Raw genomic sequence first — 26,791 nt, forward strand, 5'->3', positions numbered from 1 at the left:
CATCGCCGGTTATCCGCAGATGACCAGGCAGGTCGTGCGGGCCCTGGAAAGCAGGGTGGCGCCGCCGAACCCTTTCGCGGTCATCTGGCGCTGGCGCTATGAAGCGGCTCTCCTCGTCGGGGGGCCATTTCTCGTCTCCGTGGCCTCTTGGCAGATCGTGGTCACCGTGGCCGGGTTGCTCGCCGGGCTGGTCTCCGTCTCGCCGTTCGCGCGGAGGATCGCGGTGGCCCGGTTCTGGTGTGTCGTCACGCCCCACCGGATCCGCACCGCCTGCGCCGAGGCTCTCCTCATCACCCGGCGCGGCAGGCTGCCGGTCGTCCTCTGGACGCGGCCGATCGAGTCGGGGGAACGGGTGTGGATCTACTGCCGGGCCGGGATCGTCGCGGCCGACTTCGTGGACAACGCCCCACTCATCGCCTCGGCGTGCTGGGCGCGGCAGGTCAGTGTCACAGAGTCGCCTAGCCGACCAGCAGTCATCCACGTCGATGTCATCCGATGACTTGCGTTGTCAGGAAACCTGAGTGATCCTTCTCTTAGGAAGGTTTCTTTATAGAAAGCTTAAGTTCGCGGCCGTCACCCCGCGTTCCCGAGCTGATCTTCCGTCATGGGCTCCGGCTCTCCTCACGAGGTGGCCGGAGTTCGCGTATCCGCTCCACGGAGCTCCACGGAGGAGAGCCAGGTGTTACGTAACAAGGTGGCCGCAGCCGCCGCCGGTCTGATGGCCGGTTCGCTGCTCGTAATCCTGCCGTCCGCGCCGGCCGGCGCCCACGGCACCATGTCGAACCCGCCGAGCCGGGTCTACCAGTGCAAGAACGAGGGGCCCGAGTCGCCCGACTCCGCCGCCTGCGCCGCCGCCGTCGCGGCCGGGGGCACCCAGGCCTTCTACGACTGGAACGAGGTCTCCCTGCTGGAAGCGGGGGGCCGACACCGCGAGCTGATCCCCGACGGGAAGCTGTGCAGCGCGGGGCGGGACAAATACCGGGGGCTCGACCTCGCGCGCACCGACTGGCCCGCCACGCCGTTCTCGGCGGGGCCGCGCACGATCACCTACCACGCCACCGCGCCCCACTCCAACAGCAACTTCGAGTTCTACATCACCCGGGACGGCTGGAACCCCTCGCAGCCGCTGCGCTGGTCGGACCTGGTGCACATCCAGACGTTCAACAACTTCAATCCGACCACGTTCACCAACTGGACCATCAACATCCCGCAGCGGTCCGGCCGCCACATCCTCTTCTCGATCTGGCAGCGCGTGGTGGGCTCGAACGAGGCCTTCTACACCTGCTCCGACGTGGTCTTCTCCGGCACCAACCCGACGCCGACCCCGACGCCCACCCCCACGGTGACGCCGACGCGGACGCCGACCCCCACGCCCACTCCGACCGTCACGCCGACCCAGAACCCGGGCGGCACCTGGGCGGCCGGCGTCTCCTACCAGGTCGGCAACCGGGTGACCTACGGCGGTGTCACCTACCAGTGCCGCCAGCCGCACACCTCGCTCGTCGGCTGGGAGCCCCCGAACGTGCCTGCCCTGTGGCTGCGCGTCTGATCTCGTGAGTGAACGCGGGCCGCGTCCGACGGGCGCGGCCCGCCGTCGAAGGAGGCGGGCATGCGCAGGCTGCTCATCGCTGTCTTGCTGTCCTGTACGGCCTGCGCCGGCGTACAGGCGGAACAGGCCCCGGTCAACGCGGCCGACGTCATGTTCCTGCAGATGATGGTCGAGCACAACAAACAGGGCCACGAGCTGGCCCGGCTCGCCGAGAACCGGGAGCTGCCCGCCGAGGTCGAGCAGCTCGCGGCCGCGATGCGGGTGACCCAGGAGACCGAGACGAGCACCATGACCACCTGGCTCCTCCAGTGGGACCAGCCGCTCACCCTCGACCAGGACGCCCACCACGCCCACGGCGGCGCGTCGATCGACGCCAAGAAGGACTTGGCCCGCCTGAGGAAGGCCGACGACGCCGACTTCTCCCGGGAACTCCTCAACGCGCTGATCGCCCACCAGGACGACGCGATCCAGTTCGCCCGCTACGAGAAGGGCAGCGGGTCCAACCCCGGCGCGCTCGACCTGGCCAGGCAGATCGACGTCGCCCGGTCGGCGCAGATCACCTACATGCTGGACCTGCTTGACTCGTAGGCATGCCGGAACTCCAGTTACTGCGGGCCGACCACGCCGGGCCGCTCCTGGCCTTCGAGACCGACAACCGCGCCTTCTTCGCGCGCACCGTCGAAGACCGGGGCGACGACTACTTCACCACGTTCCCCGACCACCACCAGGGCGTGCTCGACGACCAGGAGAAGGGCGTCCTGCGCTTCCACGTCCTGGTCGCCGACGACGGCGAGATCCTGGGCCGCTTCAACCTGTACGACCTCGACGGCGGCACCGCCGAAGTGGGCTTCCGGCTGGCCGAGAAGATGACCGGTAGGGGCGTGGCGACCCAGGCGGTCCGCGACCTCTGCGACCTCGCGAAGGGCTATGGGCTGAACAGCCTGCGGGCCGGGGCCGATGTCGGCAACCGGGGTTCGCGCGGGGTCCTGCGGCGGGCCGGGTTCGTCCAGACGGGCGAGACGTCCTTCTGGCGCGACCTCCACGACGAGTTCCTGATCGGCGGGGAACTGCGCGTCCGCCGCCTCGGGTTCGGCGCGATGCACCTGTCACCCGGCGACGGCGAGGTGGCCAGACGCGCGGTCGACCTGGGCGTCACGCTCATCGACACCGCGTATCTCTACGGCTGGGGCGCGAACGAGGAATTGCTGGCCCGCACCTTGTGGCCGTACCGGAGAGAAGTGCTGGTGACCACCAAGGTGGGGGTGGCGCGGCCGGGCCGGCTCGACGGGCGGCCCGAGGTGCTGCGCGCCCAGGTGGACGCCGCCCTCGAGCGCCTGCGGATGGACCGGCTCGACCTGCTCCAACTGCACCGGGTCGACCCGGAGGTCCCGCTCGCCGACCAGGTCGGCGCGCTCAGGGACCTGCGCGACCAGGGCAAGATCGGGCACATCGGGCTCTCCGAGGTCACCGTCGACCAGCTCGCCGAGGCGCGCGGGATCGTCGAGGTGGCGAGCGTGCAGAACCGCTACAACCTGCTCGACCGCGAGCACGAGCCGGTGCTGGAGGCCTGCGAGGCGGCCGGGATCGCCTTCCTGCCCTGGCGGCCGGTGCTGCCCGGGGTGGCCGATCCGGCGGTGGCCGAAATCGCGGCCGAAACAGGCGCGACCCCGGCCCAGACGAGTCTCGCGTGGCTGCTGGCCCGCTCGCCGGTCATCCTCCCGATCCCCGGCACGTCCACGATCGCGCACCTGGAGGAGAACGTCGCCGCCGGGGCGGTCCGGCTCGCCCGCTCCCAACGAGATCGACTCGGCTAGGAGGGCCGGCCGGGTCGCTCCGGTGGATTCAGCGGGAGACGCCGATGCCGCCCGGCGTCGTCGCGCCGAAGCGCTCGATCTCCCTCGGCAGGTTCAGCGGCTTGATCGCCGCCTTCGCGCCCGCGATCTCCTCGGTGATCAGGTCGGCCGGGACCAGCCACGACACCTCGAACTCCAGCCCGTCAGGGTCCTTGGCGTAGAGGGCCTTGGTGGTCGAGTGGTCGGAGGCCCCGACCAGCGCGCCGAGCTCGCTCAGCTTCGTGGAGATCCGCTCCAGTTCGGCCAGCGTGTCGACCTCCCACGCCAGGTGGTAGAGCCCGACCGCGCCGCGCCCGGCCGTGGTGGGCCCGGCGTCGCCGCCGACCTCGAACAGGCCGAGGTCGTGGTCGTTGTTGGAGCCCTCGGCCTGGAGGAACGCGGCTCCGGGGAAGCCCATGACCACTCGGAAGCCGAGGGCCTTCTCGTAGAAGTCGACGCTGCGTGCGACGTCGCGGACGTACAGCACGGCGTGGTTGAGTCGCTGAACCGGCATGACTCCAGCAGCAACCGGGGGTCTCGGCTTGTTCCCGCGAAACTGTCGGGCCCAGGTCCTAAGGTGGTCGGCGGCCATCTCGAAGGGGGACGTGAAGGATGATCGTCGACCGCGTGGCGCGGGAGCGCGCGGAGAACCAGATGCTGTTCCGGGCGGTCCACGAGGTCGCGCTCGGCCACGCCGGGGGCGCGGTCGAAGACGTGTTCGCGGCCTTGCAGGAGGCGCTGCCGCCGGCGCCCCGGCTGTCCGGCGACGAGGTGCGCCGGATCGCCGAGCAGATCAGCGTGGGCCGAGATCCCTCCGGTCTGTGAGCCGTTCCGACAGCGCGGCGGGGTCGGCGACGACCGTCTCCAGAACCTGACCGGCCGCGCCGAGCGCCGCCGCCTCCGAGCCCAGCCGGGAGACCTCGACCGGCGGGGCCGTGGCGCGCATCTGGGCGAGGCGTCCGCCGATGGTCTCGGCGACGACGCCGCCGATCCAGGGGAACAGCGGCGCGTAGATCCCGCCGAGCACGATCGTGTGGGGGTCGACCAGGTTGATCGCCGACGACAGCGCCACCCCGAGCGCCCAGCCCGCCTTCTCGCAGGCCGCCTCGGTGGTGGGGTCGCCCTGTTCCAGGTGGGCGACGATCGCCTCGATGCCGTGGGCGAAGGGGCTGCGGTCGGCGACCGCGTCGAGGAAGGCGTCCTGCCCCGCATACTGCTCCAGGCAACCGCGCGCCCCGCAGCGGCACTCGGGGCCCTCCGGGGTGACGACGACGTGGCCGAGCTCGCCCGCGAAGCCGCGTGAGCCGCGGAACAGCGCGCCGTTGACGACGAGCCCGGCACCGATGCCGATCTCGCCCGAGACGTAGAGGAAGTCGGCCCGCCCGGCGCCGAACCACAGCTCGCCGAGGGCGGCCAGGTTGGCCTCGTTCTCCACCCGCAGGGGCACTCCGAGGTCGAGGGCGGCGCCCACGGGCACGTTCCGCCAGCCGAGGTTGGGGGCGTTGTGGATCTCGCCCGACTCGACGTCGACCGGTCCCGGCACGGCCAGACCGGCGCCGACGACGAGGAGGCCGGTCCCCTCGGCCTGGGCGAGGGCCGAGCGGGCCAGCCGCCGGAGGTCGCCGATGACGTCCATCGGTTTTGACAAGCGGTTGTCGACAGCCTGGGTCAGCCGGAGCCTGACCCGGCGGGTGAGGTCGACCACCCGTACGGCCAGATAGTCGACGTTGATCTCCAGGCCGACGGCGGCGACGCGGTCGCCGCTGACCCGGACCTCGACCCCCGGACGGCCGCGCTCCCCGGCCCGCACCGCGCCGGTCTCCACCACCAGCCCGGCCTCGAGCAGGTCCGCGACCAGCTTGGATACGGTGGTCTTGGTCAGGCCGGTGACTTCGGCCAGGCTCGCCCGGGTGAGCGATCCGTGCGATCGGACCTCCCGCAGGACGAAGGCGAGGTTGCGTGCCCGCATCGCGTCGTGCCGTACGGCCTGCGCCATTCGCACCTCCTGACAGTCGGTCCAGAAATCTGGACGAAATCCTAGACACGCCTACTTGACCGGCGGGAGTCCCCGTTCCATATTTAGTCCACAACGTAGACTAATTCGGAGGCGCCCCATGTACACCCCCACTCCCGAGGACAAGTTCACATTCGGGCTGTGGACTGTCGGCTGGCAGGCGCGCGACCAGTTCGGTGACGCGACCCGGGCCCCGCTCGACCCCGTCGAGACCGTGCACAAGCTGGCCGAGCTTGGGGCCTATGGCGTGACCTTCCACGACGACGACCTGCTCGCCGTGGAGCCCGACCGCGACAGGGCGATCGAGAACTTCAAGAAGGCCCTGGCCGACACCGGCCTCAAGGTTCCGATGGCGACCACCAACCTGTTCACCCACCCGGTGTTCAAGGACGGCGGCTTCACCAGCAACAACCGCGAGGTCCGCCGCTACGCCATCCGCAAGGTGATCCGCAACCTCGACCTCGCGGCCGAGCTGGGCGCCAAGACCTACGTCTGCTGGGGCGGCCGTGAGGGCGCCGAGTCCGACGCCGCCAAGGACATCCGCGCCGCGCTCTCCCGTTACAAGGAGGCCATGGACATCCTGAGCCAGTACGTCGTCGACAAGGGCTACGACATCCGCTTCGCGATCGAGCCCAAGCCGAACGAGCCCCGGGGCGACATCCTGCTCCCGACCGTCGGCCACGCGCTGGCGTTCATCAACGAGCTCGAGCGCCCCGAGATGGTCGGCCTCAACCCCGAGACCGGTCACGAGCAGATGGCGGGCCTGAACTACTACCACGCCATCTCGCAGGCGATGTGGCACGGCAAGCTGTTCCACCTCGACCTCAACGGCCAGCGCGGCATCAAGTACGACCAGGACCTCATCTTCGGCCACGGCGACGTGCAGAACGCGTTCTTCCTGGTCGACCTGCTGGAGCACGGCGGCTACGAGGGCCCCCGCCACTTCGACTACAAGCCGGTCCGCACCGACGACAAGAACGACGCGTGGGACTCGCTCGCGGCGAACATGCGCACCTACCTGATCCTCAAGGAGAAGGCCAAGGCCTACCGGGCCGACCCGGAGGTCCAGGAGGCGCTGGCCGCCAGCAAGGTCGACGAGCTGGGCGCCCGCACCCTGGGCGAGGGCGAGACCCTCCAGGACCTGCTGAACGACGACTTCGACCTCGACGGCGTGGCCGAGCGCGGCTACCACTTCACCCGTCTGTCGCAGCTCGCCCTCGAGCACCTGTTCGGCGTGCGGTAATGACGCTCGTCGCGGGGGTCGACTCGTCGACCCAGAGTTGCAAGGTCGTGGTGCGCGACGCCGACACCGGCGCGCTGGTCCGCGAGGGCCGCGCCAAGCACCCTGACGGCACCGAGGTCCACCCGAGCCACTGGTGGACGGCGCTCCAGGAGGCCATCGCCCAGGCGGGCGGCCTCGACGACGTCGCCGCGGTGTCGGTCGGCGGGCAGCAGCACGGCATGGTCTGCCTCGACGAGAACGGCGAGGTGGTCCGCCCGGCGCTGCTGTGGAACGACATCCGGTCGGCCCAGGCGGCCCGCGACCTGATCGCGGAGCTGGGCGGCCCGGAGAAGTGGGCGGAGGCGGTGGGCAGCGTGCCCGTCGCGTCGTTCACGGTCACCAAGCTGCGCTGGCTGGCCCAGCACGAGCCGGAGAACGCCGCGCGCACCGCGTCGGTCTGCCTCCCGCACGACTGGCTGACCTGGAAGCTCGGCGGCACCCCCGCGACCATCACCACCGACCGCGGGGAGGCCTCGGGCACCGGCTACTGGTCTCCGGCCACCGGCAACTACCGGCTCGACCTGCTGGAGATGGCCATCGGCCACACCCCTCAGGTCGCCAAGGTCCTCGGCCCGCGCGAGCAGGCCGGCCAGTACAACCAGGCCCTGCTGGCGCCGGGCACCGGTGACAACATGGCCGCCGCCCTCGGCGTCGGCGCCCACCCGGGCGACGTGATCGTCTCGATCGGCACGTCCGGCACGGCCTTCGCCGTCGCCGAACACCCGTCGGCGGACGCGTCCGGAGGCGTCGCCGGGTTCGCCGACGCGACCGGGCGGTTCCTGCCGCTGGTCGCCACGATGAACGCCGCCCGCACGCTCGACGCGGTCGGCAGGGTGATCGGCGTGGGTCCGGCCGAGCTCAGCGATCTGGCCCTCGGGGCGCCTCCCGGGGCCGACGGCCTGACGCTCGTGCCGTACCTGGAAGGCGAGCGCACCCCGAACCGGCCCGACGCGACCGGTTCGTTCCACGGGCTGCGGCTGGCCAACGCGACGCCGGGCCACTTCGCCCGCGCGGCCGTCGAGGGCATGCTCTGCGGTCTGGCCGACGCGCTCGACGCGCTCGGCCTGGCGCCCAACCGGGTGCTGCTGATCGGCGGCGGCGCGCGGTCCGAGGCCGTGCGCACCATCGCGCCGAGCGTCTTCGGTGTGCCGGTGCACGTGCCCCCGCCCGGGGAGTACGTCGCCGACGGCGCCGCCCGTCAGGCAGCCTGGCTGCTCACGGGCGGCGAGGAGCCGCCGGAGTGGGCCGCCGGCGAGGTCACCGTCTACGAGGGTGACCCCATCTCCGGCCTGCGCGAGCGTTACAAGGAAGCCGCGAAGTGACCCTCCGGGGGTGGGGTTCGCCCCACCCCCGGCCCTGCGGCGACCCTGATCCCCCCTAGGGGGTATCCATCAGGGGCGAATAGGGTCTTAACCGGATGCATATCCGGCCGCTGAAGAGGCACTCTCGAAGTATGGTCAAGAGGCTCTTCCCCGTGCTCGCGGTCGCCGGTCTGGTGCTCGCGATGGCCGCCGTCGTGGCCGGTCAGCTTGATCCCATCCCTCGACTCGATCCGGTCGCGCTCTCGATCAGCGAATACGCCGCCCAGGAGGGCGGAGTGCTGACCGAGTTCACCCTCGCGATGCTGGGGCTGGCCTCGCTGGTCCTGCTCGCCGGGCTCAAGGCCGCTTCGGCGCCGATCGACGGCTGGCCGGAGCGCCTGCTCCTCATCTGGTCCCTCACCCTGCTCCTGATCGCCGCGATCCCCTGGGAGCCGGCGCAGGACTACCTCCTGGCAATCGCCTTCCTGGCGCTGCCGGCCGCGACCGCGCAGCTCGCGGGCCGGTTCGCCGACGACGACGCGTGGCGGCCGGTGGCCCGCACGCTGGAGTGGCTGACCCTGCTGGCCGGTCTCGGCCTGGCCGCCGTCACCTATGTGGCGCTGCCCGGCCGGGGCGTGATGATCGGGGTGGCCGAGCGCGGTCTGCTCCTCGTGGAGTTCGCACTGGTGGCGGCGGTGGCCTGGCAGCTGGTGCGAGTCGGACTCATGACCGCCATCACTACAGTTCCGGGAGTGGCCCGTCAGCCGGTGCAGACCGCGGTGCAAAACGCCACGTCCGAGGCGGTCAGCCCGCACGCTCACGCCGCGTGATCGGAGAATCCAGACTCCCGAACAACACAAAAAGGGGCAAACTGCTAACCTCATCGGCTACGTACGGCCGATGAGGTGCCATGGCTTCGAGCAGATCCATCCGGTTCAAGATTTCCGCGCTGTTGATCATCCCGCTGGTCTCGCTGGTGGGCCTGTGGGGATTCGCCGCTGTCATCACCACCGGTGACTCGCTCGATCTGCTCAAAGTCGAACGCCTCTACGACGGCATCGGCCGTCCCGGCGACACCCTCGTGCTCAGCCTGCAGCGGGAACACCTGCTCTCCGCCGAATACGTCGCCACCGGGACCCGTGAGGCGTTCGACCGCCTGGTCGAACAGCGCCTGATCACCGACGACGCGCGGGAGAACCTGCGCGAGCGGTCCAGCGTCCCCGACGTGCGGGACGCGCTGACGCCGGCCATGGAGGGCCGCTACAGCGACGTCATGGCGGCCGTGGACGAGCTCGACGACCTGCGCAACGACATCGACACCCGGGCGGTCGGGCTGACCGGCCTCGGTGAGCGCTTCGGCGTGCTGCCGACCGCGATGCAGGCGCTCGACCACACCATCACGCTCAACAACGACGTGCCGCTCTACCAGCAGTCGCGCAGCCTCGGCCTGCTCTCCTTCGCCAAGGACTTCCTGGCCCGCGAGAGCGCCCTCGGGGCCGGCGTGCTCGTCAACGAGCGGCCGTTCACCGTCGAGGAGAGCCGGGCCTTCATCCGCTACTCCGGCACCCGCGACTTCCTGTTCGGCCAGGGCATGAAGGAGCTCGACCCCGAACTGCGCAAGCCGTTCGAGGACATGCTGGTCTCCGACGCCTACCGGTCGTACATCCGGCTGGAGACGCGGGTGGTGAGCGCCGGGCCGGTGACCCACGCGGCGTGGCGCAAGGCCGTCGACGCCACCGAGAAGGCCTTCCGCGAGGCGATCCTGTCGAGCGAGCAGCGCCTGTCGGTCCGCGCCGAACCGGTCGCGGTCAGCACGTTCGTCCGCACCGGCATCGCCGGGCTGCTCGGGCTGATCGCCGTCGCGCTGACCCTCTTCGTGTCGGTACGCCTCGGGCGCGGCCTGACCCGGGAACTCGCCGCCCTGCGCAGCGCGGCGCAGCAACTGGCCGAGGTCCGGCTGCCCCGGGTGGTGGAGCGCCTGCGGCGCGGCGAGAAGGTCGACGTGGCCGCCGAGGCGCCCGCCCTGGAACCGCCCGGCACCACGGGCGAGGTCGCCGACGTGGCGCACGCCTTCAGCGCCGTGCAGCACACCGCCGTGGACGCGGCCGTCGACCAGGCCAGGCTGCGCGAGAGCGTCGGCCAGGCCCTGCGCAATCTCGCCCGGCGGAGTCAGGGGCTGCTCCAGCGGCAGCTCAAACTGCTCGACGGGATGCAGCGCCGTACCGAGGACCCGGGCTCTTTGGAGGAGCTCTTCCGGCTCGACCACCTCACCACCCGCATGCGGCGGCACGCCGAAGGCCTGATCGTGCTGTCGGGCGGCACGCCGGGCCGGACCTACCGGCAGGCCGTGGCCGTCGCGGAGATGCTCCAGGGCGCCGTGGCCGAGGTGGAGGACTACCCCAGGGTGCGCGTGTACCCGATGCCCGAGACGGCGGTCAAGGGGGCCGCCGTCGCCGACCTGATCCACCTGTTCGCCGAGCTCATCGAGAACGCCTCGGCCTACTCGCCGCCGCAGACCGAGGTGTCGGTCCGGGGCGAGGCGGTCGCCAAGGGGTTCGCGGTCGAGATCGAGGACCGGGGGCTCGGGCTTTCCCCAGCAGACCTCGACAAGATCAATTCGCGGCTGGCCAGCCCACCCGAGTTCGACCTCGCCGACACCGACCGGCTCGGCCTGGTCGTCGTCGGACGGCTGGCCACCCGACTGGGAGTCCGTGTGGAACTACGGCAGTCGCCGTTCGGCGGGACCACCGCCATCGTGCTCATCCCGACTTCGGCGCTCGCGCCGGAACCGGTGCTGGAAGGGGTGCGCGCATGAGCGCGTCGTCGGAGGAGTGGGTCGACGACGGGCCGGTCGTCCGGTCCTACGCGCTCACGAGAGGCCGGGCGACGACCGACGCGCCCCTGGACCTCATGTCGGTGGTCGCGGCCACCGGCGCCAGGATCCAGCAGGGCGCCGACCTCGGCCGCGAGCACCAGCGGCTGCTGTCGCTCATTCCCCGCTCCCGCCAGGTGGCCGACGTCGCGTCGGAGGCCGACCTGCCGCTGGGCGTCGTCAGAGTCCTGCTGGGCGACCTGCTCGACCACGGCCTGATCCTGGTCCGCCCCCCGAACGCGGCCAAGGCCCCCGCGGAGAACATCCTCCGCGAGGTCATCAACGGCTTGCGGGCCCTGTAAGGGGGTTCAGCGCTGGGTCGCGGTGAGGGTCTTCAGGGCGTGCTCGACGAGCGTGACCAGGACGACCTTGGCCGAGGCCCGGCGCCGGACGTCGCAGAGCATGACCGGGATCTCCGGGTCGAGGTCGAGCGCGATGCGGACGTCGTCGGGCTCGTAGCGCTCGGCGCCGTCGAAGCAGTTGACCGCGACGATGAACGGAGTGCCCCGCTGCTCGAAGTAGTCGATCGACGGGAAGCAGTCGGTCAGCCTGCGGGTGTCGGCCAGCACGACCGCGCCGAGCGCGCCGTAGGACAGCTCGTCCCACATGAACCAGAAACGTTCCTGTCCGGGCGTGCCGAACAGGTAGACGACGAGCCCTTCGCGGATCGTGATCCGGCCGAAGTCCATGGCGACGGTGGTGGTCGTCTTTGTCTCGACGCCGTCGAGGTCGTCCACGCCCACACCGCGGTCGGACAGCACTTCTTCGGTCCGCAGCGGGCGGATCTCGCTGATCGCCCCGACCAGCGTGGTCTTGCCGACGCCGAAGCCGCCGGCGACGAGGATCTTGAGAGCGACCGGCTCGTCAGAGGGCGCGAAGGCCATTGATCACTTCCTTGAGAATGCGCGCGCTGGGCAGCGGCGCAACCTGAGCCGGTGGGCGCACCCGCACCAGCCCCTGGTCTTGCAGATCACCGAGGAGCACCCGGACCACCCCGAGGGCGAGGTTCAGGTCGGAGGCGATGTCGGCGACCGAGGCGGTGTCGGCCGCCAGCTCCAGGATGTGGTGCTGTTCCGGCGAGATGTCGGCCCGGTCGCGCGGGCTGGCACCTGTCGTGGTGATCAGCGCGATCAGGTCGAGGTCGTCGCCGGAGGAACGGGCCCTGCCACCGATGAGCGCGAAGGGACGGACGACGGGCCCGGCGTCGTCGTCCAGCCACTCCTTGCGGGTCACGGTGTGGTCCGCCGGGGGTTGGTGGAGATGTGTTGACCCACTCTCTTCACCAGCATCGCCATCTCGTACGCGATGTGGCCGACGTCGGCGTCCGAGGCGGCCAGCACGGCCAGGCAGGTGCCCTGCCCGGCGGCCGTCACGAACAGGAACGCGGCCTCCATCTCGACGATGGTCTGGCGGACCTCCCCGCCACCGAAGTGGCGTCCGGCACCCCTGGCCAGGCTCTGGAACCCGGCCGCCACCGCGGACAGGTGCTCGGAGTCCTCACGGGAGAGTCCCTGGGAAGCCCCCACGACCAGACCGTCGGTGGAGAGGATCACCGCCTGACGGACGGCCCCCACCCGGCTGATGAGGTCGTCGAGCAACCAGTTCAGTTCGCCGGACGCCGTGACTTTCCCGGTCATTCCTCACCCTTCTCGCCGTTCGCGTTATCTGCGTAGTCTGCATCCTCACGGCCCCTGCGCGCGCCCTGTTGGAACGCGGAGAACATCGCCCGCGCCTGCTCCGGCGACCGTTCCTCCGTCGGCTCGGCGACGGGAGCGGTCAGCGGGGCCTCGCTGAGCTGCGGCGCCATGTTGGCCTGCCGAACCCGGCGGGGCAGACCGTTGTGGGTGCCGCTGGCGACCGAGGTCGGCATGTTGTTCGGCAGAGTCGGCCGGGAGGCGCCACCGGTGGTGGCACTGGCGGAGGCGCCGGCTGAGGCGATCGTACGGGTCCGGGTGGGCAGGCCGCGCGCGGAGCGCACCGGCTTCTCCTCGGGCTCCACCGGCGGCACCAGCTCGACGGCCGGAACCGGTTCCACGCGCCGCTCGGCGGGGGTGAAGTAGGGGGACGGCTCCTCCTCCTCGACCGGGGGCGCCTCGTCGACCGCGACGACGGTCTCCTGCTTCTTGTGCCGGGGCTCGTGGCTCGCCTCGCCGTCGTCCACCTCGGCCGCGGCCAGCACGGGCTGCGAGCCGTTGCGCGAGGGCAGGCCGCCGCCGGGCGTCCCGTCGGCCACGATGCTGCGCGGGATGAGCAGGATGGCGGTCGTGCCGCCGTACGGGGAGGAGCGGAGCACCACGCCGATGCCGTAGCGGGCGGCGAGCTGACCGACCACGAACAGCCCGAGGCGGTCGGAGTCGGCCAGGTCGAACTCGGGCGGTGCGGCGAGCTTGGCGTTGATCTCGGCGTACTCCTCGGGGGTCAGCCCGAGACCTCGGTCCTCGACCTCCATCACCAGGCCGTTGGCGACGAGCTCGGCCCGCACCTGCACCCTGGTCTGCGGCGGCGAGAAGATGGTCGCGTTCTCGATCAGCTCCGCGAGCAGGTGGACGACGTCGGCCACGGCCGCGCCGACCAGCGAGGCGCCCGGCATCGGCAGCACCGACACCCGGGTGAAGTCCTCGACCTCGGCGACGGCGGCGCGCATGACGTCCACGACCGGAACGGGCTTGCGCCACGACCGGCCGGGCGCCGCGCCCGAGAGGATGATGAGGCCCTCGGCGTGGCGGCGCATGCGGGTCGTGAGGTGGTCGAGGCGGAACAGGTCCTCCAGCGACTCCGGGTCCTTCGACCGGCGCTGCATGGCGTCGAGCAGCGTGAGCTGGCGGTGCAGCAGGCTCTGGTTGCGGCGGGCCAGGTTGAGGAACACGTGGCCGACGCCGCGCCGCAGGGCCGCCTGGCCGACCGCGGCCTCGATGGCGGTCCGCTGGACGGAGCTGAACGCCGAACCGACGTCCTCGACCTCGGCCGAACCGCCGGCGTCGATGGGCGGCGCCTCGTGCTCGACGTCGACGTCCTCGCCCTTCTTGAGGCGGTCGACGACGTAGGGCAGCCGCTCGTCGGCGAGTTCGAGCGCGGCGTTGCGCAGGCCGGCCAGGTCGGCGACGAGGCGGCGGCCGAAGCGCAGCGAGAAGATGATCGTGGCCACGACGGCGATCAGACCGACGCCACCCGCGATGGCGATCCGCCCGAGGATCCCGGTGGCCAGCTCGGCCGAGTGGGCGTTCAGCGCCTCGGTGGCGGGCACGCGGGCGCGGTCGAGCTCGCCGACCAGGCTGTCGGTCGTGGGCTGCCAGCGCATCACGTCGGGCGGCAGCGCGCCACCCAGCCGCTGCTGCGACAGGATCACGTCTTCGATCTCAGTGAACCGCTTGTACAGGTCGGAGTTGAGCACCCGCTCGTACGGGCCGCGCACGTCGGGCGGCAGCGTCGGCAGGTTCTTCGCGTAGTAGAACTTGCGCAGGGCGACGAACTCGGCGAACGCCTTGTGCGCCTCGGCCGACATCTGGTTCTGCGCCAGCGAGCTCTTCACCAGGGCGTCTTCACGGGCCAGCATCTCGTGGGCCGTGCCCATCGTGACCAGGGCGCTGGCCTGCTGGAACATCGTGACGTCGGGGATCTGGACCATCTGCTCGTAGAGATCGAACAGCTCATCCAAGATCGTGTTGTACGCCACAATCGCTTGCAGAACGTTGTACTTGCCGACTGAGATCGAGTCGCGGATGTTCGACAGCCCGTCGAGGGCGTCGAGCAGGCCCCCCATCGACCGCTGGAGGTTCTCGGACATGATCGCCCGGTTCTCCTCGGCCGTGGCGACCTTCACGAAGGCGGTCACCGTCGACGTCGTCTGCGCCTGCAGCGCGTTCAACTCGGGGGAGGACGTCCGGTTCTCGCTCAGGAGCCGGGCCACCATCGCGCGCTCCGCCTGGAGCCGCAGCCCGAGGTCGGTGGAGCTGACGCCGACGGAGTCGTACAACTGCCCCGTGCGCAGCAAGGCCACGCCGTCACCGACAGTGAGGTTGAGGACGAAGCCCCATAACGCGCTCAACGTCAGGAGAGGTAAGAGCAACAAGAGAAAGATCTTGAACCGAATCGACCGGTTTCTTGAACCCATGGCCACTCCTGCAGTGCGTGGAGGCTCGCGCCGCATTTGGGGGGAAATGCACCTCCGGAAGATCGCACAGGAGACTAGCACCGATACAGATCGAGCGCAGTGGAGGAATTGATGATTAGCGTGATCACCGGGGCCGGTTCGGGCATTGGTGCTGCTGCGGCCCTTGATCTGGCCCGAAAGGGATACCAACTTGTGTTGGTTGGGAGGGATCGTGACCGCTTAGAGTCAACTGCCTCCCGTGTCCGCTCTGCTACCGATAGTGATGTCAGCGTGGAGACGGCCGACTTCACCCGCTTCGCCGAAGTGCGCGACCTGGCGGCCCGGCTCCGCGACAACCACGACCACATCGACGTCCTGGCCAACAACGCGGGCGTCATGGTCCCCGACCGCAGAGTGACTGCGGACGGTCACGAACTCATGATCCAGGTCAACCACCTCTCACCGTTCCTGCTGACGAATATTCTTCTAGATCGCGTCGGGCGCGTCGTGACGACCTCCTCGCGTGCGGCCAAGGCGGGCAAGCTCGAACCCGACGACCTGTCCCGGGAACGCCGCCGCTGGAATGGCTGGCTCCAGTACGGCGACACCAAACAAGCGAACGCTTTAATGACGGTGGGACTCGCCACCCGCGGAGCCAAAGCGACGTGTTTCCACCCGGGCGTCATCAAGACGACATTCGCCGGGGGGACCGTGTTCATGAAACTCATCACCCTGCCCGGCCTGCACGAGCCCGTGGAGAAGGCGGCGTCGCGCTTGGCGTACCTGGCGACGTCGGAGGACGGTGAGCGCCTGGCGGGAACCTTCTTCCGCGACAACCGCCCGGACAAGGTGCCCGCCCAGATGACCGACCCGGACCTGGCGGAACGGTTGTGGACGGCGAGCGCCGAGGCGGTGGGGCTGGACGGGTAGCAGGCCTGCGAGACGGGTGATTCCCTTCGGGCTGGGTTGGCGGATGGCGGTGCCGCCCTTGGCCGCAGGACGCGGCCTGCTTGGGGGGCCAATGCGGCGCGGAAACTCAGACCGCATCCGTGTGACTCGGATGCTCGCCGGTTGACATTGACGGGACTTCCGAGGAGTCGGCCAACACGGTGGCCGAGGTGCCGGCGTCGTGGCGACGCGAGGGCGTCACCGTGGTGGCCGACCAGACGGGCGACCAGCGGAGGTCGCAGGCGACCGTCCATGCCGGTTGCGATGAATGCATAACCTTGTGTGACTGTTCGTTTACTATCTGCTGGTGACTCTCTGTCTCGCGGATGCCGCATCGATGTGGTTGCTGGCCTCCCGTCTGGAAGAGGCGGCCCAGGAGATCACCCGGCTGCAGGGTGGCTCGGTGACTGTCGGCCTGCCGATTACCGCCACTCCCGAACTGGCCCACTACGAGGCCCACCTGCGGAACATGGTCGAGTGGTGCCACTCCTCGGCCGCCGAGATCCGCAAGCGCGCGGCCGTCGCCGCTCAGGCCGACCTCATCGGCTGGGACCCCGCTGGGGACAACACCGCCCGCGAGGCGCTGATGACCGCGGCGGCCGGTGGCTTCGACGAGCAACTGGCCGCCTTCGACGCCTTGGGGGAAGACGGTGACGTGGCGGCGTACTTCGCCGCCCTCACTCCGGGGCAGGCGCTCGCGGTGGCGCTGGCCCGCGCGTCGCAGGTCGGCGCCAGGGCGGGCGTCCCGTTCGAGCTCCGCTACGCGGCCAACCGCCAGCTTGTACGCCAAGCCCACGCCGAGGCCATCCGAGTGGGGGACAAGGCGGCGGCCGACAGGTACACCAGACTCCTCAACCCGGACCGGCAACTCCTGCTCTTCGATCCGAGAGGCCTCGGGAAGATCGCCGAAGTCAAAGGTGATCTCGCCACGGCGAAGAACGTCTCCATCTTCGTGCCGGGCACCGAGAACAGCCTGCTGAACTACCTCAGGGGATCCGAGGGCACCCTCTCGACCCTTCATGGGGCCGCCACGGGAATCTCTGCGGACACCGCCACCATCCTGTGGATGGGCTCCCCGCTGCCGCAGAGCGTGGGAGCGGCGATGTTCGATCTGCGGGCCGACCGCAGTGCCCCAGAACTGCGTGACTTCTTCGATGGTCTCCGGCTCTCGCCCGAGGTGCGGACCACTCTCATCGGTCACTCCTACGGAAGCACTGTCACCGGCCACGCGGTGAAGGCCGGTCTCCATCCCGACAATCTGATCGCTGTCGCGAGCCCGGGTTGGGGTGTCACCTCTACGAGCGAACTCCACGCTCCGGAGACGAAGTTGTTCGCGATGCGGCACCAGGGTGACTACATCAAGCTCGTCCCGCCGGCTGAAGACGCCATCGGTTTTTTCATACCGGTGCCCGACACGATCGCGGGCCACGGCGAGGATCCCGTCTTCATGCCCGGCGTCGAGCGCCTGTCGTCGGGGTCGGAATCCCACCCCTTTTACGAAATCGACGCGGATGCCCACTCCGATTACTTCGGGGGCAGCGATGCCGGTCGAATCGCCGGACTGAACCTGGCCAGAGTGATCGTCGGCGACGACTACGAGACTTACGAGGAAGCGAAGGCCGCTCTGTGAAGCGCATCGTCGTCGTACTTCTGCTGTTGGTCGTCGGATGTGCGTCCGAGCCTCGGCCGCCGATTTCCGCCGCACTCAACGATCTAGATGCTGCCCTTGAGCGGGCACTTCAGGTGAGCTCACTCACGGAGAAACCTGTGCGCACGCCCGGAAAGTGGTGGTGCGAACTCGGGGAGGGACAAGCTTTCCAGCTCGGTTTCACCGCCCCCGCCCGGGATCCGCGCGCCACCGTCGTCGCCGTTGCTGAGCTCTGGCGTCGTGAAGGGCTGCTCGTTCAGATGGATCGCACCCAGCACGCCACTCGACCCGAAGTGATCGTCCGTGGTCGGCTGATCGAGATGTCAGTCCACGGCTTCCCCGAGCGCGGGACCGTCTGGATCGCCGGGAACACGGCCTGTCTCGACGGGGAGGTGCCCCCCGCATGGCGGGATGTGTGAACCAGGCGCGCACAGAACGGCGCCCCTGATCAAGGAGTGAGCCCGTCCCGCGACGTCCCCGAACAGTGACAATTCGCCCGTGTGGTTGAACACCCAGTGATTCTCGCTCACAGTGGTTCTCAAACATCTCCCAGCAAGTGTTCTCCCAGAGTTTTTTCGCAGCTCTCTGGTCTGTTTCCTCTCGTCCCCGATAGCGTCCCGGGGTGGCAGCGGCAGTGACTTCTTCCAGCCCCCCGGTTGTCTCGCAGCGCGACCCTTTCCTCGACAACGCCAAGTTCTGGGCGATCGTCCTGGTCGTGTGCGGGCATCTGGTGGAGGATCTGCGCGACGTACCGTACGCGCACGCGCTCTACCTTTTCGTCTACACCTTTCACATGCCGCTGTTCATCACGATCAGCGGCTATCTGTCGCGTAACTTCACCCGGTTACGGGCGCAGAAACTCGTCTCGACGCTGCTGGTGCCCTACGTCATCTTCGAGATCGCCTACTCGCTGCCGAGGCTCATCCTCTACGGCAAGTTCCAGCTCACCCTGCTCGACCCCTATTTCCTGACGTGGTTCCTGCTGTCGCTGTTCATCTGGCGGCTGTCGACGCCGGTCTGGTTCCAGGTGAAGTGGCCGCTGGCGGTGGCGGTGGGGATCTCGCTCATCAGCGGGGCCTCGGCGCTGCCGGACGAACTGTCGATGAACCGGACCCTCGGGCTGCTGCCCTTCTACGTGCTGGGCCTGGTGCTCACCCCGCAGCACTTCCAGATGCTGAAGAAGAGGTGGGTGCGGATCACCGGGGCGGTCGTCCTGCTCGCGGGGATCGGGATCACGTTCCTGGTCCACTACGACGTGTCGACCGAATGGATCCGGTGGCGCCACGCGTACACGCGGATCGGGGTCGACAACCTGACCGGGGCGGGCATCCGGCTGTTGATGCTGGTCATCGGGGCGGTGCTGGTGGCGTCGTTCCTGTCGGTCATCACGTCCAGGCGGACGTGGTTCACCGCGCTCGGCGGACTGACCATCTACGCCTACCTGCTCCACGGCTTCGTCGTGAAGGTCCTCGACCGGTTCCACGACCAGCTGAACAACCCGGTCGGGGTGGCCGCGGTCATCCTGTTCGGCGTCGTGCTGACCGCCGTGCTGTGCACGCCGCCGTTCCGGACCCTCTTCCGATGGGCGGTCGAGCCGAACCTGAAGTGGGCCTTCAAGACCGACGGCGCCCGTCCCAACGCCACCACGCCGGACCAGCCGGCGGCCGAGAACCCGCGATCCGTCAATCCTTGACCACGGAAAACGGCGCCTCCCTCTGCGAGGAGGGGGCGCCGTCCGGTCGTACGGGGAATTCAGATCATCACGTGTTCGTCGGGGTGGCCGACGAAGGAGAAGACCGCGTTGCGGGTCAGCTTGTAGTCGGCGGCCTGCCAGGTGTGCTGGGAGGCGTCCGAGCCGCGCATGTAGACGAAGTTGAAGCGGTCGGCGGAGTAGATGCGCACGCCGTCCTCCTTGAGCCGGCGGACCAGCCTGGTGTCCTCGCCCGCGTTGACGGCCTCGAAGGCGTAGGTGCGGAGCAGGTCGGCCTTGGCCAGGATGGTCGCGCCCTGCACGAGGTGCGTGTAGCGGTTCTCCAGGCCGGGCAGGCGGTAGACGGTCGTGTTCGTGTCGGGGAAGTAGGTGTAGTGCGCGCCCTTCCCGGTCAGCTCGGCGTCGGCGTAGTCGAAGACGCGCACCAGGTCCCACAGGTAGTTGGGGCCGTAGAGGTTGTCGTCGTCCATCTTGGAGATGAGCTCGCCCTCGGCCTGGAGGATGCCGTGGTTGAGGACCTCGCCCAAAGTGAAGTGGGGCGGGGCGTGCAGGACCTTCACGGCGGGGATGCCGGCCGCCAGGGCCTTGTCCCGGACCACGTCGGCGTCCTCCGACAGGCCGTGGAGCACGAGGATCAGTTCGAGGTTGCGGTGCTTCTGCCGCGCCACCTGCGCGATCGCGTGTTCGAGCTGGCCGGCGCGGTTGGTGGGCAATACGACCGAGACGCTGCGGGAGCGCTCGGCCACCGGGTGGCCCAGGTCACCGAGGATCTGGTCGACGCGGTGGGAGAACAGGTGCTTGTCGAAGACCTCGCGCAGGGCCAGCATGCCCTGCCGGGCGCGCAGCTCGGGGCTGTTGATGTAGTACAGCGCCCGGTTGTACGCCTCCTCCTGCGAGTGGGCGATCGGGATGAGCGGCCCGAACGTCTCTTCGATGGCCCGCGACCAGCCCGACAGGACCGTCGTGCCGCAGGCCGACAGCTCGAAGACGCGGCGCGCGCACATCGTCGGTGAGTCGATCACCGAGTTCACGTTCAGGAAAACCTTGTACATCTTGTACGCCGCCAGCATCTGCTCATAGGGCAGTTCGCCGACGATGTGGGGGCGGTACTCCTCGGGCCAGGCGTACTTGTCGGCCACCGAGGCGTTGCGGGCGAAGATGTGCAGACCGAGCTCCCGCGTCGGGGCGATGACGGTCTCCATCTGCTCCCGGCGCTCGGGGTGCTTGTCACGGAAGTACATGCCGCCGAAGACGACGTCGTACTTGCGGCCCCAGCGGGTCATGATCGGGTTGTGGATGCGCGGCTGCGCGGCGAACTGGAGCACGCCGACCCGGTCGTGGCCCAGGATCTCCCTGTACTTCGGGATCATGTCGCCGTCGCAGGTGTACACCTGGTCGAACAGCTTCGCCGTGTCGATGAAGAAGTCGAAGTTCGGCGGGTCCTCCTTGTTCCAGAAGACCGTCGGGATGCCCTCCGCCCTGCACCACGCGATGAGGTCGCGCAGCTCCTGCTTGGGCGCGTTGGTGCCGGTCATCTGGTAGCGCCAGCGGCCCTGGTTGCCGTGCCAGGCCGACTCGCAGAACAGCACGTCGGGGCGCTTCTCGGCGAAGATCTCGCGCCAGTCCTGGAGACCGAACTCGATCTGGTCCCACTCGTACTTGAACGCCAGGCGGGAGAAGTCGTCCAGGATCACCGCGACCTTGAGGTCGGGGCGGTTCTGGATGCCCTCCGGGTCGGGCCACTTCAGGTTCGGGATCTTGACCGTCGGGCCGCGCTTCTCGGCCTCGGCCTGCACGTCGAAGGCCGACGGCGGAGCCTTGGGAGCCTTGTTGCCCCGCCACGCCCGGCGCAGGTCGCTCGGCAGCTTGACGATCTTCTTCGGGTTGGTGCCGGCCTTGGTGATGGCCTCGCCCACCCGGTACTGACGCCCGGTCTGGGTGGCCTTCGCCTTCCAGAGCGCGTACTCGGCCCGCGCCTCCTGGTAGGCGAGGCGGGTCTCCAGCTCGCGGATCGTCTCCTCGTAGAACTCGACGGTGCGGCGGTCCTCGGGCAGCCAGTTGACCGGGCCGAGGCGCTGGAATCTCGGCTCGTCGGGGGTCGCGTCGGTCTCAGACATGCCTCGTCCCTGCTCGTCGTCTCAAGGGTCGATATCGTACGGCGCAGGCCGTGGTCGTTTGGTGTGTTTGTCGGACTTAGTCCCCGACAGTGCTCCGGGCGGCCGGCGAGAGGTTCTCACCCTGGAGCCAGGCCGCGATCACCCGGGCGATGCGCGGACCGGCCTTGCCGTCCCACAGCATCGGCAGGTCACCCGACGGCGTCGTCGCGCCGTTCGCCAGCGCGACGCCGGCCGCGGCGGGGAGCGAGGCGGGGGTCACCAGGCGGTTGGTCCCGTGGGTCACCGTGATCGGGCGCTCGGTGTTCAGCCGCACGGTCAGGCACGGCACCTCCAGCATCGTGGTCTCCTCCTGGACGCCGCCCGAGTCGGTCACGACCAGCGCCGCGCCCCGGACCAGCGACAGGAAGTCGACGTAACCCAGCGGGTCGATGATCCGCAGATTCGGCCCGTCGACCAGACCGGCCTCCGCCAGCCGGGTGCGGCCACGCGGGTGCAGCGGCACGATCACCGGCACCTGCTCGGCGACCCCGAGCACCGCGTCGACGAGCTCCTTCGCGGCGGCCGGGTCGTCGACGTTGGCCGGACGGTGCAGCGTCGCGACGGCGTACGCGCCCGTGACGCCCAGGCGCTCCTGCACCGGCGCCGGGTCGAGCTTCGGCAGCGCGGAGAAGAGACTGTCGATCATCGGGTTGCCGACCAGATGGACCTTGGACGACGGCACGCCCTCGTTCGCCAGGTAGGACAGCGCCTCCGGCGAGGTCGCGAACAGCAGCTCGGAGAGGCTGTCGACCACGATGCGGTTGACCTCTTCGGGCATCGTCCGGTCGAACGAGCGCAGGCCCGCCTCGACGTGGGCGGTGGGCACCCCCAGCTTCGCGCAGACCAGGATCGCGGCGAGGGTGGAGTTGACGTCGCCGTACACGACCACGAGCGAGGGCTTCTCCCGCTCGACGACCTCTTCGAGACCGACGAGGAGGGCCGCGGTCTGCTTCGCGTGGGAGCCGCTGCCGACACCGAGGTTCGCGATGGGTTCGGGGAGCCCGAGGTCGGCGAAGAACACGTCGGACATCAGGGCGTCGTAGTGCTGCCCGGTGTGGACGATGCCCTGACGGATGCCCAGGTCGGCCAGTCCGTTGACCACGGGAGCGGCCTTCGGGAAGTTGGGCCGGGCGCCCAGGACGTGCAGGACGAGGGTGTCCTGGAGACGCGAATCCCTCACTGACCTTGCCTTTCATCCATGATGGGGGCAAACGTTGCCTATGGTACGGTCACGCCGTGGTAGCTGAGGCCAACAAGCCCATTCCGGCAAAGGCCGCGAAGGCCAGTGCCCGAAGGTTCATGAAGGGGTTCGTCAAGAACCCGGTGACGACGTCCCGGATCTTCGTGGGGAAGGTCGTGCAGGACCCCCTCCGGGTGGCGCACGCCGCCGCGGAGACCGTGCCGAAGCCGCTTCGCCCGCTCGTGGGCAAGGTGGCGTGGCCGGTCGCGCGGGTCGCCAAGGTCACGATCCGCAAGATGTGGCGGCGGATGGCCAGGGCGCCCCTCAACGACTCCCGGGCCGTGTTCGACGCGGGTCACATGACCCAGGCGATCGACATGCTCAAGCCCCATGAGCGCTGGGTCTTCATCAAGAAGCGGCTGTCCCTGTACGAGGGTGAGCGCGGCGCGCTGCTGCCCAACCCGATCCCGCCGAAGCCCAAGGTGATCATGGGTGAGCGGGTGCCGGGCCGGGCGCTGCACATCGTGACCAACGCGCTGCCGTTCACGCAGGCCGGTTACACCGTGCGGACCCACCGCATCGTGACGGCGCAGAAGGCCGCCGGGCTCGACCCCCACGTGGTGACGAGCTGGGGCTGGCCCGCGCTCCAGGGCTTCCCCGACGTCGAGCCGTTCGAGGAGATCGACGGCATCCCCTACCGCCGGCTGCTGCCGAGCGGCCCGGACATCCCGATGGAGACCCGGGGCCGCATCACCCGCGGCGCCGAGGACATCACCGAGCTGGTCCGCCAGCTGCGCCCGCAGGTCCTGCACGCCGCCACCGACCACCGCAACGGGTCGGTCGCGATGGCCGTGCGGGAGAGGACCGGCACCCCGTTCGTGTACGAGGTCCGCGGCTTCCTGGAGGAGACCTGGGCCAGCCGCGACCCGGCCCGCGTGGGCACCGAGCGCCACCGCCTGATGCGGGAGCGCGAGGCCACCATCATGAACTCGGCCGACGCCGTGGTGACGCTGGCCGAGACGATGGTCGGCGAGATCGTCGAGCGCGGCGTGCCGCGTGAGCGCATCTTCCTGGCGCCCAACGCCGTCGACGCGTCGCTGCTGACCGCCGAGTACGACGGCGCGTCGCTGCGCCGCCAGTACGGCATCGAGGACCACGAGATCGTCATCGGCTCGGTGTCGTCGATCGTGGCCTACGAGGGCTTCGCGACGATGCTGTCGGCGGCCGCGTTGCTCAAGAGCGCCGGGACCCCCGTGAAGGTCCTGCTCGTGGGCGACGGGACCGAGCGCGAGAACCTGCTCGCGCAGGTGAACAAACTCGGTATAGGTGACATCGCGATCGTGCCGGGGCGCGTCGGGCCCGACGAGGCTCTCCAGGCGCAGGCGGCCATCGACATCTTCATCTGCCCCCGCGAGGACCTGCGCGTATGCCGTCTGGTGACGCCGCTGAAGCCGGTCGAGGCGATGGCGCTGGGCAAGCCGGTCATCCTGAGCGACCTGCCGGCCCTCGCGGAGCTCATCGGCGCGGGCGACCCGGGGATCCTCGTCCCGGCCGGGAACCCGGAAGCCCTGGCCAGGGCCGTGGCGGAGCTCCGCGACGACCCCGAGCGGCGGCGCAAGATGGGCGCCGCGGGCAAGGAGGAGGTTGCCGCGAAGCGAACGTGGAGCAGCCTTGCCAACACATATCGCGAAATTTACGAATCCCTCGCCCGCTAGAGATATTCACCAGGGACGCCGGATGTGCAGCATCAGGCATCATTGGTGCCGACTTGAGATAGCCTTTGCGACCATGAAGTGTTCTCTCCACCTCCAGGCCACGTCGTGAGCGAGATCGATCTCACGGTCATCGGGCTGGGCTACGTCGGCATGCCGCTGGCCAAGGAGGCCGTGGCGGCAGGTCTGAAGGTCGTCGGGCTCGACGTTGACGCGCGCAAGGTGGACGCGCTCAACGAAGGTCGTTCCTACATCGACGACCTCACCGACGCCGACCTCGACAGCATGATCTCCAACGGCTTCACCGCGACGCTCGACCCCACGGTGCTGGCCCGTTCCTCGACCATCGTCATCTGCGTTCCCACGCCGCTCGACGAGGACCACCGCCCCGACCTGTCGGCCGTCGAGGGCGCCACCCGCGCCGTCGCCGAGAACCTGACCGAGGGCACCCTCGTGGTGCTCGAGTCGACGACGTGGCCCGGCACCACCGACGAGGTGGCCCGGCCGATCCTGGAGAAGTCGGGGCTCCTCGCGGGCGCCGACTTCCACCTGGCGTTCTCGCCGGAGCGCATCGACCCGGGCAACCCCAAGTTCGGGCTGCGCAACACCCCGAAGGTCGTCGGCGGCTACACCACCGCCTGCCGCGACCGGGCGACCGAGTTCTACGCGCGCTTCGTCGAGCGGGTCGTCCCCGTCTCCGGGACGCGCGAGGCCGAGATGGCCAAGCTGCTGGAGAACACCTACCGCCACGTGAACATCGCGCTCGTCAACGAGATGGCGATCTTCTGCGACGAGCTGGGCGTGAACCTCTGGGAGTCGATCGAGGCCGCCGCGACCAAGCCGTTCGGGTTCCAGAAGTTCCTGCCGGGTCCCGGTGTGGGTGGTCACTGCATCCCCGTCGACCCGTCGTATCTCTCGTACGCCGTGCGCAAGCTGGGCTTCCCGTTCCGGTTCGTGGAGCTGGCGCAGGAGATCAACGAGCGGATGCCGTCCTACGTGGTGACCCGCGTGCAGCGGCTGCTCAACCGCGACAAGAAGGCCGTCAACGGCTCGAAGGTGCTGCTGCTCGGGGTGACGTACAAACCCGACATCGCCGACGAGCGGGAGACGCCCGCGATACCGGTCGCCGAGGCGCTCATGGAGCTCGGCGCGGTCGTCAGCTACGCCGACCCCTACGTCAAGGAGTGGTCGGTCGAAGGTACTCCGGTGCCGCGCGAGGAAGACCTCGAGACGGCCATCCGGGAGGCAGACGTCACGGTGCTGCTCCAGCAGCACTCGATGTTCGACCTGGAGCTGGTCGAACGGCAGGCCCGCCTGGTGCTGGACACCCGGGGCGTGCTGGCGACCGGCGAACGCGTCGAGCGGCTGTAAGGGGGCCAGGCGCGTGCACGTGCTCGTCATGACGGTGGTGCATCACCCCGAGGACGCCCGGATCCTGCACCGGCAGATCCGCGCGCTCGTCGATGCAGGTCATGAGGTCACGTATGCCGCGCCCTACTCGGCGCGCGGGGTGGTGCCCCGCTCGTGGGTGAACGGGGTCGACCTGCCCCGGGCGGCCGAGCGGCGGCGGTTCACCGCCGTGCGGGCCGCGCGCAAGGTGTTCAAGAGCATGCGCGGCAAGGTCGACATGGTGCTCATCCACGACCCCGAGCTGCTGTTCGCGGTCGCCGGGGTGCGCCATCGGCCGACGGTCGTCTGGGACGTCCACGAGGACACCCCCGCGACCCTGTCGCTGAAGCCGTGGCTGCCGTCGTTCCTGCGGCCGCCGACCCGGTTCATGGCCCGCATGCTGGAGAGCTGGGCCGAACGCAACTTCCACCTCCTGCTGGCCGAGACCGCCTACGCGGGCCGGTTCCGGGAGGCGCACCTGGTCGTGCCGAACGAGACCTGGGTGCCCGACACCGTCTCGCCGCCCGGCGACGACCGGGTGGTCTACCTGGGCTGGCTGTCGGAGGCCCGGGGCGTGCGCGAGGCCATCGAGGTCGGCCGCCTGCTGCGGCCCCACCGGGTGGTCGTCGAGCTCATCGGCTACGCCGACCCGCAGTCGCGCCGGATGCTGGCGGCGGCCGTGGAAGAGGGCGCGCTCGAATGGCGCGACTTCATGCCCAACGACGAGGCGCTCAAGCGGCTCGACGGCGCGCTGGCCGGACTGTCGCTGCTGCACGACGAGCCCAACTACCGCCACTCCATGCCCACGAAGATCGTGGAGTACATGGCCCACGGCATTCCGGTCATCACCACCCCGTCCCCCCGCGCGGTCGAGCTCATCGAGCGTTACCGCAGCGGCGTCGTGGTCCCGTGGAGCGACCCCGAGGCCGTCGCGAAGGCCGTGCTGGCCCTGCGTGACAACACCGAGGAGCGCCGCAACGCCGGCGCCCGGGGTTACGCCGCCGCCCGGGGCAACCACCACTGGCCCAACTCCGCCCGCCGGTTCGTCACCCAGCTCGAAGCCTGGACCGGCGTCAAGCCGTAGTCTGCCCGTACGTCGATCCGGAT

At 69.6% G+C, this 26,791-nt stretch carries 25 protein-coding genes and 1 pseudogene; 18 read left to right on the forward strand and 8 right to left on the reverse strand.

From position 1 onward, the window contains the following. The first annotated feature begins 19 nt into the window (after positions 1 to 19). From AW270_RS20430 to AW270_RS41330, 5 genes and pseudogenes are all read left to right on the forward strand, one after another. The gene (locus AW270_RS20430; protein WP_061296699.1) at positions 20 to 499 is read left to right on the forward strand and encodes a hypothetical protein; all 480 of its coding nucleotides are present in this window, start codon (positions 20 to 22) and stop codon (positions 497 to 499) included. A gap of 180 nt (positions 500 to 679) precedes the next feature. Beyond that, entirely contained in the window at positions 680 to 1,549 is an 870-nt protein-coding gene (locus AW270_RS20435; protein ID WP_061296701.1) for a lytic polysaccharide monooxygenase auxiliary activity family 9 protein, read from the forward strand. Positions 1,550 to 1,609: 60 nt separating this feature from the next. Further along, a complete protein-coding gene (locus tag AW270_RS20440; RefSeq protein WP_061296703.1) occupies positions 1,610 to 2,137 on the forward strand; it encodes a DUF305 domain-containing protein in 528 nt (175 codons plus the stop codon). 2 nt (positions 2,138 to 2,139) lie between these two features. Then, positions 2,140 to 2,544, forward strand: a pseudogene (locus AW270_RS41325) (GNAT family N-acetyltransferase); the annotation flags it as partial. Between the two features lie 57 nt (positions 2,545 to 2,601). Then, the gene (locus tag AW270_RS41330) at positions 2,602 to 3,363 is read left to right on the forward strand and encodes an aldo/keto reductase (protein WP_061296817.1); all 762 of its coding nucleotides are present in this window, start codon (positions 2,602 to 2,604) and stop codon (positions 3,361 to 3,363) included. Between the two features lie 28 nt (positions 3,364 to 3,391). On the opposite strand, the gene AW270_RS20450 is transcribed toward AW270_RS41330, so the two are convergent. Continuing rightward, the gene (locus tag AW270_RS20450) at positions 3,392 to 3,895 is read right to left on the reverse strand and encodes a VOC family protein (RefSeq protein WP_061296705.1); all 504 of its coding nucleotides are present in this window, start codon (positions 3,893 to 3,895) and stop codon (positions 3,392 to 3,394) included. Positions 3,896 to 3,993: 98 nt separating this feature from the next. Here AW270_RS20450 and AW270_RS20455 point away from each other — a divergent pair, with 98 nt between their 5' ends. Beyond that, complete coding sequence (locus AW270_RS20455) at positions 3,994 to 4,206, forward strand: hypothetical protein (protein WP_061296707.1); 213 nt, start codon at positions 3,994 to 3,996, stop codon at positions 4,204 to 4,206. Here the strand turns inward: AW270_RS20455 and AW270_RS20460 are convergent. Next, positions 4,175 to 5,377, reverse strand: coding sequence for an ROK family transcriptional regulator (locus AW270_RS20460; RefSeq protein ID WP_061296709.1), 1,203 nt, complete (start codon positions 5,375 to 5,377; stop codon positions 4,175 to 4,177). The two genes, AW270_RS20455 and AW270_RS20460, sit on opposite strands and share 32 nt — an antisense overlap. Before the next feature lie 118 nt (positions 5,378 to 5,495). Here AW270_RS20460 and xylA point away from each other — a divergent pair, with 118 nt between their 5' ends. The 5 genes from xylA (at position 5,496) to AW270_RS20485 (ending at position 11,152) form a co-directional block, all read left to right on the forward strand. Then, complete coding sequence (xylA, locus tag AW270_RS20465; protein ID WP_061296711.1) at positions 5,496 to 6,638, forward strand: xylose isomerase; 1,143 nt, start codon at positions 5,496 to 5,498, stop codon at positions 6,636 to 6,638. After that, positions 6,638 to 7,999, forward strand: a complete 1,362-nt coding sequence (xylB, locus tag AW270_RS20470; protein ID WP_061296714.1) for a xylulokinase — start codon at positions 6,638 to 6,640, stop codon at positions 7,997 to 7,999. The genes xylA and xylB overlap by 1 nt, the downstream gene beginning before the upstream one ends. Positions 8,000 to 8,130: 131 nt before the next feature. Continuing rightward, complete coding sequence (locus AW270_RS20475; RefSeq protein WP_061296716.1) at positions 8,131 to 8,808, forward strand: DUF998 domain-containing protein; 678 nt, start codon at positions 8,131 to 8,133, stop codon at positions 8,806 to 8,808. Positions 8,809 to 8,888: 80 nt separating this feature from the next. Continuing rightward, positions 8,889 to 10,793, forward strand: coding sequence for a sensor histidine kinase (locus AW270_RS20480; protein WP_061296718.1), 1,905 nt, complete (start codon positions 8,889 to 8,891; stop codon positions 10,791 to 10,793). Next, the gene (locus AW270_RS20485; RefSeq protein ID WP_061296720.1) at positions 10,790 to 11,152 is read left to right on the forward strand and encodes a DUF742 domain-containing protein; all 363 of its coding nucleotides are present in this window, start codon (positions 10,790 to 10,792) and stop codon (positions 11,150 to 11,152) included. Before AW270_RS20480 ends, AW270_RS20485 begins: the two co-directional genes overlap by 4 nt. Positions 11,153 to 11,158: 6 nt before the next feature. Here AW270_RS20485 and AW270_RS20490 read toward each other — a convergent pair whose 3' ends face one another. From AW270_RS20490 to AW270_RS20505, 4 genes are read right to left on the reverse strand one after another with little or no spacing between them, the layout of a single operon-like run. Further along, positions 11,159 to 11,734 carry a GTP-binding protein gene (locus AW270_RS20490; protein ID WP_061296721.1) on the reverse strand — a complete coding sequence of 192 codons (576 nt, stop codon included), beginning with the start codon at positions 11,732 to 11,734 and terminating at the stop codon, positions 11,159 to 11,161. Continuing rightward, positions 11,715 to 12,083, reverse strand: a complete 369-nt coding sequence (locus AW270_RS20495; RefSeq protein WP_061296722.1) for a DUF742 domain-containing protein — start codon at positions 12,081 to 12,083, stop codon at positions 11,715 to 11,717. Before AW270_RS20495 ends, AW270_RS20490 begins: the two co-directional genes overlap by 20 nt. After that, positions 12,080 to 12,487: a roadblock/LC7 domain-containing protein gene (locus AW270_RS20500; protein ID WP_061296723.1), complete on the reverse strand. Its 408-nt coding sequence runs from the start codon at positions 12,485 to 12,487 to the stop codon at positions 12,080 to 12,082. Before AW270_RS20500 ends, AW270_RS20495 begins: the two co-directional genes overlap by 4 nt. After that, positions 12,484 to 14,919: a sensor histidine kinase gene (locus AW270_RS20505; protein WP_169807343.1), complete on the reverse strand. Its 2,436-nt coding sequence runs from the start codon at positions 14,917 to 14,919 to the stop codon at positions 12,484 to 12,486. The genes AW270_RS20500 and AW270_RS20505 overlap by 4 nt, the downstream gene beginning before the upstream one ends. 153 nt (positions 14,920 to 15,072) lie before the next feature. On the opposite strand from AW270_RS20505, the gene AW270_RS20510 reads away from it, so the two are divergent. The 4 genes from AW270_RS20510 to AW270_RS20525 all read left to right on the forward strand — a co-directional run bounded on the left by AW270_RS20510 (position 15,073) and on the right by AW270_RS20525 (position 19,229). Further along, positions 15,073 to 15,870, forward strand: a complete 798-nt coding sequence (locus AW270_RS20510; protein ID WP_061296818.1) for an SDR family NAD(P)-dependent oxidoreductase — start codon at positions 15,073 to 15,075, stop codon at positions 15,868 to 15,870. A 325-nt stretch (positions 15,871 to 16,195) separates the two neighbouring features. Further along, positions 16,196 to 17,518 carry an alpha/beta hydrolase gene (locus AW270_RS20515; protein WP_157522300.1) on the forward strand — a complete coding sequence of 441 codons (1,323 nt, stop codon included), beginning with the start codon at positions 16,196 to 16,198 and terminating at the stop codon, positions 17,516 to 17,518. Then, positions 17,515 to 17,955, forward strand: a complete 441-nt coding sequence (locus AW270_RS20520) for a hypothetical protein (protein ID WP_157522303.1) — start codon at positions 17,515 to 17,517, stop codon at positions 17,953 to 17,955. Before AW270_RS20515 ends, AW270_RS20520 begins: the two co-directional genes overlap by 4 nt. Before the next feature lie 203 nt (positions 17,956 to 18,158). Then, on the forward strand, positions 18,159 to 19,229 hold the full coding sequence (locus tag AW270_RS20525; RefSeq protein WP_061296727.1) for an acyltransferase family protein: 1,071 nt from the start codon (positions 18,159 to 18,161) through the stop codon (positions 19,227 to 19,229). Positions 19,230 to 19,288: 59 nt separating this feature from the next. Here the strand turns inward: AW270_RS20525 and AW270_RS20530 are convergent, their stop codons facing one another. Next, a complete protein-coding gene (locus AW270_RS20530) occupies positions 19,289 to 21,364 on the reverse strand; it encodes a glycosyltransferase family protein (RefSeq protein ID WP_061296728.1) in 2,076 nt (691 codons plus the stop codon). 76 nt (positions 21,365 to 21,440) lie between these two features. Then, positions 21,441 to 22,583, reverse strand: coding sequence for a non-hydrolyzing UDP-N-acetylglucosamine 2-epimerase (gene wecB, locus AW270_RS20535; protein WP_061296729.1), 1,143 nt, complete (start codon positions 22,581 to 22,583; stop codon positions 21,441 to 21,443). Between the two features lie 119 nt (positions 22,584 to 22,702). Here wecB and AW270_RS20540 point away from each other — a divergent pair, with 119 nt between their 5' ends. From AW270_RS20540 to AW270_RS20550, 3 genes are all read left to right on the forward strand, one after another. Then, the gene (locus AW270_RS20540; protein WP_082801698.1) at positions 22,703 to 24,298 is read left to right on the forward strand and encodes a glycosyltransferase family 4 protein; all 1,596 of its coding nucleotides are present in this window, start codon (positions 22,703 to 22,705) and stop codon (positions 24,296 to 24,298) included. A gap of 105 nt (positions 24,299 to 24,403) precedes the next feature. Further along, positions 24,404 to 25,666 carry a nucleotide sugar dehydrogenase gene (locus AW270_RS20545; RefSeq protein ID WP_061296731.1) on the forward strand — a complete coding sequence of 421 codons (1,263 nt, stop codon included), beginning with the start codon at positions 24,404 to 24,406 and terminating at the stop codon, positions 25,664 to 25,666. Between the two features lie 13 nt (positions 25,667 to 25,679). Further along, a complete protein-coding gene (locus tag AW270_RS20550) occupies positions 25,680 to 26,768 on the forward strand; it encodes a glycosyltransferase (protein WP_174549875.1) in 1,089 nt (362 codons plus the stop codon). Positions 26,769 to 26,791: the final 23 nt, after the last annotated feature.

The organism is Herbidospora cretacea (assembly GCF_001570605.1).
GTDB classification, from domain to species: Bacteria; Actinomycetota; Actinomycetes; order Streptosporangiales; family Streptosporangiaceae; genus Herbidospora; species Herbidospora cretacea.